The following is an 11,120-nucleotide window of genomic DNA, read 5'->3' on the forward strand; positions in this document are numbered from 1 at the left end:
AGGCAGGATTATTTATCATGAGCATCCTTTTCATCCTGGTTATCCTGATTCAGACAAATTCAATAACTGCTCAAAAAGCAATAAGGTGTCGATTTTGAGTTTATTAAACGGGCATGACTGTGTATCAATCACCCCCAAACATAAAAATGATAGTCATTTCCACGGTAAAAAGCCTATATAATATACTGATATATAAAGACTTTCATGCATAGTTGTAATCCCATCACAATCACCATCAGGAGGTAACAGGCATCTTCCTGAATTTTGATACAAGTTCAATTGAGGCTCTGGCATCTTCAATTCCATATCCCTTTCCATCCAGAATTTCCTGATACACAAGAGTGTGAAGATCTGTAAATCCCCCTGAAAACTCAATCTCTTCACCATCTACTGTGATGGAACGAAAGGTGGGTATGCCCTTTTCCATAGCCTCTTTGGGCAAATCATTACGGTCGGTTGAAAGAGACCATTTTACATCTGCACGATCAAGGGAAATCTTTCCGGCCATCCTGTCTCTTTCTGAAATATTAAGCTCACATCCGTCCACATTTCCAAAAATCCATATCAGCATATCAAAAAAGTGTATCCCAATATTTGTTGCAATACCGCCCGATTTTTCCATAACCCCTTTCCAGGAGTTGTGGTACCAGTTGCCCCTTGACGTAATGTAGGAGAGTGAAATTTCATGTTTTTCAGACCTGCCAGCCCTCCATATATCATCAATTTTTTTCTTTAATGCAACTATGGATGGATGGCACCTTAACTGCAAAATATTGTAAACCCTGCGGCCGGTCTCTTTTTCCAGCTCTGTCAACGCATCAAGATTCCATGGATTGAGTACCAAAGGCTTTTCACATATTGCATCAGCCCCAATTCTCAGTGCAAATCTTATATGGGCATCATGAAGGTAATTTGGAGAGCAGATACTTACAAAATGTATCCTTCTATCCTCGATAAGACGTTTTAACTTTTCTGCATGGCGATCAAATCGTTCAAACTCAGTAAAAAAAGCAACTTCATAGGAAAAGCTATCAAGAACACCAACCGAGTCACTGGTATCAAGTGCTGCAATAAGCTCATTACCTGTTGCCTTAATGGCTTTCATGTGCCTGGGGGCTACATATCCTGCTGCTCCAATCAACGCAAAATTTTTACCTTGCATTATGATATCCTCCGTATAATGCTTTGCAAATTTAAAATATTTATATTTTTCTGAAAAAGTATATGTGCTATAAACAGCCATGGCATAATCATCTGCCACAACTAATTAACAACTGCATGCCACAGTTAATTAACAAATTAATGTCACAACTAATTAACAACTGCATGTCACAGTTAATTAACAAATGCTCTTGAGAAAGCTTAAAGCGCTCAACCCGTTTACCTGAAAAGTTATAGCACAATTAACATGGAAACGCTCCAAAAAATGAATACAATAATATCCACAGCTCCAGCAACAGCCTCCCCGCAAGTACCATCTCCAAGCCCAAATTCAGTCATGACCAATATAATAAGCCGCCTTGACTCACTGACGCCTAAAGGGCAGATACTCGGAAACTACATCATGCAAAATCCAACAAAAGCGGTTTTCATGACAATTAAGGAGCTTGCAGAAACATGTAAGACCAGTGAAGCCACAGTTATAAGATTCATTGACAGTTGCGGTTATAAAGGTTACAGCGAATTCCAGCAGGCATTAAAAGCCTTTCTGGACACGGGCCTTACCCTACTTGACCGTGCTGATCTCCAGGGAATTCAAAAACCAGGAATGAACCGCCTGAATCATGTTGTGCTTGAGGAGATGAGCAACCTTCAATATCTTTATGAAACAATAAATATAAAAAGCCTTAACCAGATTGTGGAACACTTGCAGGAGAGTCCCAGTGTATATATTGCAGGTTCAAGACTCTCCTACACATTTGCATACTATATGGGATGGTCATTGACAAGGGTTAGAAAAGGCATCTCTATTATAAAGGGAAGTGACACAACCACAATAGATCACATTGCCAACGCCCCCAAAAACAGCCTGGTAGTTATGATTGCCACCACAAGATATCCAAATGAGCTGATTAAACTTGCCAAATTCATCCGCAGGGAAAGTCACAACCTCATTGTTATCACAGATAACGACACATCTCCAATGCTCCAGTTTGCCAATTTTTATCTTGTTGTGCCAATGAGTTCAATACCTTTTATCGGCAACACCTCAAACATGTTGTGTGTCATCAAATATATTGTTCAGGAGCTTGCAAGCCGTCTTGGTGATGATTTAAAAGCCCATCAGCAAAAGCTTGAACAGGTCTATCTTGAAAATGATATATTGTTCAATCTACAGATGTAGTTTTGTCACAAGGTTTATCTGATGGGTAAAAGCGTAAAAATTATTGACATCCTTCATATCAACTCAAAATCGACACTTTATTGCTTTTTCAGAAGTTATTGCAGTTGTCAGAACCAGGATAACCAGGATGGATAGGATGCTCAGGATAGATAATCCTTCCTTATCTTTGTTAATCCTGGGCATCCTGATTCAGTCAGTGTTGACAAGGCTTACAAGATCATAGGTGTCGATTTTGATGATGAAAGTCTTCATAAAAAACAAGAACTTAGCGCCCTTCGGGCGGGCTTTTCCATAACCACTTGCTTTTGCAGGATAAAAATGGAAATTCCTATACTATCAAGTTACGGAGACTTTAATATATACGGCTATGGCAGACTAAGAGCCTGTTTAAATTTATTTGGCTCTAAGTTAATGAGGGTTCCCTGAAAAACCAATGCAATAATTTCTTTTTATGGTGTTTTGATGAAATCTGCTAAAAAAAAGTGTGTTAATTCCGTTATTAAAATATTAAGAAAAACCGTCCTCTTTTTGTTTATCATTGCCCTTTCAGCAGCTTCAATTGGTGCATTTTTAGTTGATACACCAGTTTGTCTGGCCTGGCAAAGCGCACATTATCCTTTAACAATAAGTGGTTACGGCACCTTGGGAATGCCCATGGATGATCGAAGTGATATGTCTTTTTTAAGGGATGTATCCCAGGAGCCTGATAATCCATACAAACCATATGATGAAGAGTGGATGTGGAACATTGATTCCAGAATGGGAATACAGGCAAACTACCGTTTCAGTGAGTATTTTGATCTAATGGTGCAAGGGGTGTTGAGAAATCAATTTAAAAGAGATATGGGAAGTGCTATTGAAACGGCATTTCTGGCTATACATCCCTTTTCCGATATTAAGATAAGGGCAGGAAGAATACCCTATGATGCCTTTCTCATGTCAGATATAAGAAATATTGGGTATGCATATCTCTGGGTACGCCCCATCATTGAATTTTACGGATGGATCCCCATTTTTTCAGTGGATGGAGTTGATGCAACATGGAATATTTACCAGGGTACTGTACGTTGGGCTGTAAAGGCCCAGACTGGATATCACAGTTTCTACGTACCCATTGACAATCAGCCATATGAGTTTGAAACAAAGGATCTGATGAGTTTGACAGTTTCAAGGCAATCAGGCCCCTTTACCCTTAAGCTGGGATGTTCAACTTTTTCATCTGAAAATGAGGTGGATATTTTCAAGCCCATCATAAGTGGCCTTAAAGAGATTTCAAATTCAGTTTCATCAACAATGCCTGCAATCTCAGATGAAGCAGCATCCCTTGCAGAAGAGCTGGCTTTTGAGGGAGCTGATGTTTTATATCTGACACTTGGAATGGCATATGACAGTGGCGAATGGGTAATTCAGGGGGAGCTTGCCAGATCAACATCTTCAGCAGATGTTCTCCCCCACGGTGAAATGGGATATCTCTCTGTTGGACATCGTTTTGGGGACTTTACACCCTACGCTGTTTTCAGCAAAATCCTGGCTGGAAACGCCCTTAAAGAACCTCTAAATGACTGGAGTGCGATTGGGCAGGAACAACTTCAAAACATGGCTGCCTCCATTATCAACAATACCCGCATTGATCAGAAGACATATTCCCTTGGTACCCGCTGGGACTTCCACAACAGAGCCTCGGTCAAGCTTCAGTGGGATCATACCATTATAAATGATCATGGTTACGGGTTGTGGTATGGCGGAGATAAACATGTCAATGAGGAAACTGACGTTAATGTGTTGACTGTGAATCTGGAGTTTATCTTTTGAAATTTTTAAAAAACATATTTCTTGTGATAATAACGGTTTTTTCCACTATTATGCCCATTGCCGTCAATGGGAATGTGGATTTTAAAACCGTTGAAGCTAATGCTGAAAATATTGAACAAGTTGCTGTTATTGTTAATCTGGACAATCCAAGCAACCAACTCAGCGCAAAGGAAATTTCAGATATATATCTTGGACGACGCCGTTCATTTCCGGATGGCAGTAAAGTGGTTGTGCTGGAGAGAGATTCTAACTGCAAATTAAGGGAAATCTTTTTCCGCCTGCTTAACGGCATGACCCTGAAGCGCCTCAATGCATACTGGGCAAGGCTGCAATTCAGCGGAGCAGTTCAGCCGCCCATTCAATTTGACGACTCATCTTCTGTTGTTGACGTTGTTCGTACAAATCCCCATGCCATTGGCTATATCAATGCCCAAAGTGTCGATGAGTCTGTAAAAGTTGTTCTAATGCTGAGGCAATAGTTAACAGGAAAATGCCATGAATGCCAAACCACAGGAAAAGCTCTATTGGACTTCTGAAAAATATCTTAATTTTGAAATGGACTCAGAGATTAGGCACGAGTATTTTGACGGTGAAATATTTGCCATGACAGGGGCAAGTCTGACTCATAACCGCATCAGCAGAAACATTTCCGGAGAGTTGATAAACAAACTAAAACACTCTCCATGCGAAAACTTCATTGGGGATATGAGGGTTAAAATTGAAGCCATAGAAAAGTACACCTATCCTGATATTGTCATTGCCTGTCATGATATTGAGCTTGAGAAGATAAACGGGCTTGATACATTGCTAAATCCTCTTGTAATAATTGAAATTCTTTCCGACTCCACAGAAGCGTATGATCGGGGCAAAAAATTTCTTCATTACCGCCTTATCCCATCACTTCAGGAGTATATACTTGTATCCCAGAACCACTGCCAGGTGGAAAAATATTACAAAAGTGATAATGGTAGCTGGATCTATTCATCATACGAAAAGATGGAACAAAAGATCAAAACATCTCCTGTTGATTGCGAACTTATGCTTTCAGATATCTACTATAAGGTTGAATTCAAATCAGCAGCACAGGAAAAAGATGTCAGAATCACAGATTGATCCATCATTACAGTAGAGACAAGGCATCCCTTACCTCTACTGAGGCGCCGCATCCCTTGTCTCTACTGAGGCACCAAATATTGCTTATTAAGGTTTAAACTGTCGGGTGTTTTTTCCTCAAAGTCGACACCTATTATCTTGTAAGCCTTGTCAACACTGTCTGAATCAGGATTCCCAAGATTAACAAGATAAGGCAGGATTATCTATCCTGAGCATCCTATCCATCCTGGTTATCCTGGTTCAGACAACTGCAATAACTTCTTAAAAAGCAATAAGATGTCGATTTTGAGTTTTTCAGACAATGGAAAGATTAGGCGTATTTTTTACCCGACAAACAAACATTGCAAAAACACTATTATGAAAATGATAAATCTATATATCAAATTTGATTCCCTGTGCCAGGGGCAATCCCTTTCCGTAATTGATGGTATTTGTCTGCCGTCTCATGTAGCCTTTCCATGCATCTGAACCTGACTCCCTTCCTCCTCCAGTCTCCTTTTCTCCGCCAAAAGCTCCGCCGATTTCTGCTCCTGATGTACCAATATTAACATTTGCGATGCCGCAATCTGAACCGCAATGGGCAAGGAACATCTCTGATTCCTGAAGATTGTCAGTAAAAATGGCAGAAGAGAGACCCTGCATTACATCGTTGTTTATGGCAATTGCATTTTCCACATCACCCGAATATTTGATCAAATACAAAATAGGAGCGAAGGTCTCCTCCTGTACTATTGGAAAATTGTTTTGGGCTTCGGCAACAACAGGAGTAACGTAGCATCCTGACTCAAAACCTTTTCCCTCAAGAACCTCCCCCCCTGTCAGCACTGTTCCTCCCTGCTCCTTAAGGGCTTTTATGGCATTTAGATAATCCTTGACAGCTCCCTTATCAATAAGAGGTCCCATGTGGTTGCTTTCATCCATTGGGTTACCTATTCTTACTGTTTTGTAGGCATTTATAAGCATCTCTTTTACCTTATTATAGATGGATTCATGAAGAATAAGGCGTCTAGTTGTTGTGCAGCGTTGTCCGGCAGTTCCAACGGCTGAAAAGACAACTCCAGGAAGTGCAAGCTTCAGATTAGCAGATGGTGTAATAATAATTGCATTGTTTCCGCCAAGTTCCAGTATGGCACGTCCAAATCGTCTGGAGATAACTTCAGCCCCATGTCGTCCAACCCTGGTTGAGCCTGTTATGGAGATAAGGGGTAATCTTCTGTCATTTAGCATTCCTTCACCAACATCAGAACCTCTGCCAACTATAAGTGAAAAAAGACCTTCCGGAAGATTGTTGGATTCAATCACAACTTTTAGGATATTCTGGACAGCAATGGCTGTAAGCGGGGTTTTTGATGATGGCTTCCATATGTTGGTATCTCCGCAAACAGCTCCAATCATGGCATTCCATGACCATACAGCAACTGGAAAATTAAATGCACTTATAATCCCCACAACTCCAAGGGGATGGTACTGGTCATAAAGGCGATGATGCTCCCTTTCAGAGTGGATTGTTGCTCCGTAGAGCTGGCGGGACTGCCCAACAGCAAAGTCACAGATATCAATCATCTCTTGAACCTCTCCTAACCCCTCCTGGAGGGATTTACCCATCTCATATGACACAAGAGTTCCAAGAGCTTTTTTGTGCTCCCTTAGAGCATTGCCAATCTGTCTTACCACTTCTCCTCGTTTGGGAGCAGGAACCATGCGCCACTCCTTGAAAGCAGCATAGGCTTTAAGGACGATGTTTTCATAATCTTCCTTTGAGGCAAGCCATACAGATGCAATATGTTTTCCATCTGCTGGAGAGATGATATTCAGCTCCCCTTGATCAGAGGTTGTGTTCCATTCAATTCCTGTTGAAGCACCGTAATTTTTATCCTTAATACCAAGTTCCTGAAGAAAATGCATGTTGACTCCTTTTTAATGAATGTTATGTAATGCCTTCACTGCTTATTTTGAACTTTGATTAAGGTGTCAGTATATATTAAATCAAAAATTTAATCAAATTATAATTTTACTATAACCTATTGACTCTATTAAAAATAATTATATCTCTATTATTGATATTAATTTTAAAAAATATCAGTTTTAATTCATAATTAAATTTCAATAACCATTAATGCCATAAAAATAACCACAAATAACACCTGAATCAGCGGCATAAAAAAGTGTTTGATATACACGCTTGTTCAGCCTCCCCATGTGTGCTATTCTCCACTATCCCTTCCTGGGATGTATAACCTGTAATATAGACAGGTAAACTTGCAAGCCACATCGTTCCAACCTGGTAATTGTACAACCCCCAATAAAGGAAATCCAGGCAAATTCAACTATCTGATACAGGAGCATACTTTGAAAGTAATAATTGTCGGAGCAGGAGAAGTAGGCTATCACATTGCAAGCCGTCTTGCATCTGAAAATAAAAATGTGGTGGTAATTGACAAAGATCCCGATTCTTTACGTCGGGTATCAGAAAACCTGGATGTGCAGGTTATCAATGCATCAGGAAGCTCTCCCACCGTACTTGAAGAGGCTGGAATCAAATCAGCAGAAATTCTACTTGCTGTAACAAACAGTGACGAATCAAACCTTGTTGCCTGTCTTGTGGCCAATATGCTTTCACCTGCCACCAAGAAACTGGCACGCATACGAAGCTCGGACTATGATGACTACCATGAGATGTTTAAAAAGGAAGCGCCATATATTGATACTGTCATAAATCCGGAGATTGAGGTTGTCAACACCATTCAACGCCTGATGAAGGTACCTTGTGCCGTTGATATGGGCGAGCTTGCCGGTGGTAGAGTTATTTTTGTTGGACTTGTTCTGGATGAAAAATCCCCCATGTCAGGTGTCAAACTCATGGATTTTGGAGCAATGTTCGGTCAATCAAGGCCATTGATTGCTGCAGTGGTAAGAAACGAGGAGCTTATTGTCCCAAGGGGTCACCATATCCTTGAACCAGGAGATCTTATCTATTTTATATGTGAGCATGGCCGCCTTGAAGAGACCTTACGTCTTTTTGACAAAGATGTTCGGCCTGTAAAAAGGGTCATGATTGTTGGCGGCGGAAGAATCGGTCATCGCCTTGCAAAATCCCTTGAGTCACAGGCCATTCAGACAAAAATAATTGAATCAGATATGGCAAGATGCAAATTCCTTGCTGAACGAATGAACAAAACCATTGTACTTAACGGAGACGGTTCTGACCAGAAGCTGCTCATTGACGAAAACGTAAGAGACACAGATGTTGTTATTGCCCTTACCCATGATGAAGAGACCAATATTTTAGTCTCCCTTCTTGCAAAAAACCTTGGAGCCCACACAACCATTACAAAGGTTAGCAAATTCAGCTATTTTCCATTAATGTCAACAATCGGCCTTAAAAAAGTTGTCAGCCCGCGCCTTTCTGCAATAAGCACTATCCTCCATGATGTTAGAAAAGGAAAAGTTCTTACTGCTGTTTCCCTTCTTAGGGAAGAGGCAGAGATGATTGAGGCAATGGCCCTTGAGACATCAGCCATAACCGGCAAGCCCCTTAAAAAAATTGCCTTTCCAAAAGGAGCAATTCTTGTCTCAATCATCCGCAATGATATAATAATGATCCCCACTGGAGAGAGTATTGTGGAGCATGGTGATAAAATTATAATTTTTGCCAGGCGTCAGGCTGTCTCCAAACTTGAAAAAATGCTCACCGTCAAGCTGGAGTTTTTTTAAATATGAGATGGCAATATGTTTCCAAAATCATTGGTATTCTTGTGGTTTTCCTTGGATTTTCAATGATCTTTCCACTCCTGTGCAGCATGATATACAAAGATAACTCCCACATTGCTATCCTTGTTTCCATGGTGATTACGATATTTTTTGGAGGAATTTTTTATCTTGTTGCCAAAAGAACCACAATTGAATACATAAGCCAGCGTGAGGGCATGGCAATTGTGGCTTTAAGCTGGACAATTATTGGACTTTTCGGAGGTCTGCCTTTCTATTTTGGAGGTGCAGGCTCAGGTTTTACAGATGCCTTCTTTGAATCTGTCTCAGGATTCACCACAACAGGTTCATCCATACTGACAAATATCGAAGGTGTATCCCCAAGCCTTCTTTTCTGGCGCAGCCTGATACAGTGGCTGGGAGGTATGGGTATAATTGTTCTATCCCTTGCTATTCTGCCTTTTCTCGGTGTGGGAGGTATGCAACTTTTCAAAGCTGAAGTTCCAAGTCCTGTTCCTGATAAACTTACTCCAAGGCTGACAGATTCAGCAAAAATACTTTGGTATGTCTATATCCTTATTTCAGCGCTGGAGGTTATTCTGCTTCTTTTTGGCGGCATGAACTTCTATGACGCTCTATGTCATACATTAACAACCATGCCAACAGGTGGTTTTTCCACAAAAAATGCCTCTGTTGCCCATTACAGCAGTGCATATATTGATTATGTAATTGTAATTTTCATGCTACTTGCGGGCATAAACTTCTCTTTGCACTACCAAATGCTGCGCGGAAAGACATTGATATTCTGGCGGGATTCAGAGTGCCGTTTTTTCATGTTTCTATGCCTTGGCTTCACCTTCTTAATTGCATTTGATATCTATGGTTCTGTTTACGACACCATTGGAAAGGCATTCCAATATGCATCATTCCAGGTAGTCTCCCTTGTGACCACAACAGGATATGCAACAGCGGACTATGAAAAATGGCCCGGATTGAGTCAGGTTCTGCTTTTCCTGTGCATGTTTATCGGGGCATCTGCCGGCTCAACAGGCGGTGGAATGAAATGTGCCCGTATAATGGTTGCCTTTAAATACTGCTACCGAGAGATTTTTACCCTTATACATCCAAGCAGTGTTTCACAAGTCAAAATGAATGGTGCAGTTATCCCCAACCATGTTTTAAGAAGCATCATGGGTTTTCTTGCTCTATATATTGGCATCTTTGTAATATGCAGTATAGCAGTGGCTGCCATGGGCGTTGATATGGTGACAGCTTTCAGTTCTGTTGCAGCATGTATCGGTAACATTGGCCCGGGGTTTGGAGATGTGGGACCTGTGGATAATTTTGCCATAATGCCCTGCGCTGCCAAATGGCTTCTGGCATGGTGCATGTTGCTGGGAAGACTTGAAATTTATACTGTCATTATCATGTTTGTACCTGAATTCTGGAAAAAATAATTTCCCAAAACTCTTTTTATACTTTTTTTATTTTTTTAACTAATTTATTACAGGAAAAGGACTCCAAAAAAAATAGACTAAAAAAATATTAATTCATAAAAAAAAGAGTTGACACAGGTTCAGTAATTGTGTAGATTCCCTTTGTTTTTGAGGGTCGTTAACTCAGTCGGTAGAGTATCTGCCTTTTAAGCAGAGAGTCACTGGTTCGAGCCCAGTACGACCCACCACATAATTAGATAGCTTTTTGCGTCCCCATCGTCTAGCCCGGTCCAGGACACCGGCCTTTCACGCCGGCGACAGGGGTTCGAATCCCCTTGGGGACGCCAATAATAACAAGCACTTAGACACAATAATAAAAGCCATTCAAGGAACTGACGGCTCCTTGGACGGTTTTTTTATTTGCTTCTGGGCATCAATTTTCCATAATCGGGTTCATCATTTGATCTTTTACCATTGCTTCTGGATAAATTTTCTAATGCTTCCCGAGCACTTTCCAGACCAAAACTTCTCAAATATTTTTCTGTGGTAGATGGGCTTCTATGTCGCAGTATTGTTTGTATAACAGACACAGAGTATCCGAGAGAATATAGCAGAGATGCTGACAAATGCCTTATAGCGTGAAACCCAAAAGGTTTTACCCCTGCTTTCTCACAGACTTTTCTCATAAAGTGTTGTCTTACGGCAAA

At 40.7% G+C, this 11,120-nt stretch carries 9 protein-coding genes and 2 tRNA genes; 8 read left to right on the forward strand and 3 right to left on the reverse strand.

The features are described from left to right. Positions 1-235: 235 nt before the first annotated feature. Complete coding sequence (locus MTBBW1_RS19475; protein WP_080806243.1) at positions 236-1,162, reverse strand: Gfo/Idh/MocA family oxidoreductase; 927 nt, start codon at positions 1,160-1,162, stop codon at positions 236-238. A 264-nt stretch (positions 1,163-1,426) separates the two neighbouring features. Here MTBBW1_RS19475 and MTBBW1_RS19480 point away from each other — a divergent pair, with 264 nt between their 5' ends. The 4 genes from MTBBW1_RS19480 (at position 1,427) to MTBBW1_RS19495 (ending at position 5,269) form a co-directional block, all read left to right on the forward strand. After that, positions 1,427-2,344, forward strand: a complete 918-nt coding sequence (locus MTBBW1_RS19480) for a MurR/RpiR family transcriptional regulator (protein ID WP_080806199.1) — start codon at positions 1,427-1,429, stop codon at positions 2,342-2,344. A 462-nt stretch (positions 2,345-2,806) separates the two neighbouring features. Beyond that, complete coding sequence (locus tag MTBBW1_RS19485; protein ID WP_080806201.1) at positions 2,807-4,156, forward strand: hypothetical protein; 1,350 nt, start codon at positions 2,807-2,809, stop codon at positions 4,154-4,156. Further along, complete coding sequence (locus tag MTBBW1_RS19490) at positions 4,153-4,635, forward strand: type 2 periplasmic-binding domain-containing protein (protein ID WP_080806204.1); 483 nt, start codon at positions 4,153-4,155, stop codon at positions 4,633-4,635. The genes MTBBW1_RS19485 and MTBBW1_RS19490 overlap by 4 nt, the downstream gene beginning before the upstream one ends. Before the next feature lie 16 nt (positions 4,636-4,651). Continuing rightward, a complete protein-coding gene (locus tag MTBBW1_RS19495) occupies positions 4,652-5,269 on the forward strand; it encodes a Uma2 family endonuclease (protein WP_080806207.1) in 618 nt (205 codons plus the stop codon). A gap of 372 nt (positions 5,270-5,641) precedes the next feature. Here the strand turns inward: MTBBW1_RS19495 and amaB are convergent, their stop codons facing one another. After that, positions 5,642-7,174: an L-piperidine-6-carboxylate dehydrogenase gene (gene amaB, locus MTBBW1_RS19500; protein ID WP_080806209.1), complete on the reverse strand. Its 1,533-nt coding sequence runs from the start codon at positions 7,172-7,174 to the stop codon at positions 5,642-5,644. A 444-nt stretch (positions 7,175-7,618) separates the two neighbouring features. Here amaB and trkA point away from each other — a divergent pair, with 444 nt between their 5' ends. The 4 genes from trkA (at position 7,619) to MTBBW1_RS19520 (ending at position 10,760) form a co-directional block, all read left to right on the forward strand. Continuing rightward, the gene (trkA, locus tag MTBBW1_RS19505) at positions 7,619-8,983 is read left to right on the forward strand and encodes a Trk system potassium transporter TrkA (protein ID WP_080806211.1); all 1,365 of its coding nucleotides are present in this window, start codon (positions 7,619-7,621) and stop codon (positions 8,981-8,983) included. A 2-nt stretch (positions 8,984-8,985) separates the two neighbouring features. Next, entirely contained in the window at positions 8,986-10,434 is a 1,449-nt protein-coding gene (locus MTBBW1_RS19510) for a TrkH family potassium uptake protein (RefSeq protein WP_080806213.1), read from the forward strand. A gap of 151 nt (positions 10,435-10,585) precedes the next feature. Continuing rightward, positions 10,586-10,661: transfer RNA gene (locus MTBBW1_RS19515), tRNA-Lys, on the forward strand. Between the two features lie 21 nt (positions 10,662-10,682). Further along, positions 10,683-10,760: transfer RNA gene (locus tag MTBBW1_RS19520), tRNA-Glu, on the forward strand. 69 nt (positions 10,761-10,829) lie between these two features. On the opposite strand, the gene MTBBW1_RS19525 is transcribed toward MTBBW1_RS19520, so the two are convergent. Next, a partial coding sequence (locus MTBBW1_RS19525) for a tyrosine-type recombinase/integrase (protein ID WP_145980997.1) occupies positions 10,830-11,120 on the reverse strand: 291 nt, incomplete at its 5' end.

It is taken from the genome of Desulfamplus magnetovallimortis, from assembly GCF_900170035.1.
In the GTDB taxonomy this organism is placed as follows: Bacteria; Desulfobacterota; Desulfobacteria; order Desulfobacterales; family Desulfobacteraceae; genus Desulfamplus; species Desulfamplus magnetovallimortis.

Coding starts and splice junctions, on each gene's coding strand:
- MTBBW1_RS19485 (WP_080806201.1), top strand. CDS start 2,807: ATGAAATCTGCTAAAAAAAAGTGTGTTAATTCCGTTATTAAAATATTA.
- MTBBW1_RS19510 (WP_080806213.1), top strand. CDS start 8,986: ATGAGATGGCAATATGTTTCCAAAATCATTGGTATTCTTGTGGTTTTC.
- MTBBW1_RS19495 (WP_080806207.1), top strand. CDS start 4,652: ATGAATGCCAAACCACAGGAAAAGCTCTATTGGACTTCTGAAAAATAT.
- MTBBW1_RS19480 (WP_080806199.1), top strand. CDS start 1,427: ATGAATACAATAATATCCACAGCTCCAGCAACAGCCTCCCCGCAAGTA.
- amaB (WP_080806209.1), bottom strand. CDS start 7,174: ATGCATTTTCTTCAGGAACTTGGTATTAAGGATAAAAATTACGGTGCT.
- MTBBW1_RS19475 (WP_080806243.1), bottom strand. CDS start 1,162: ATGCAAGGTAAAAATTTTGCGTTGATTGGAGCAGCAGGATATGTAGCC.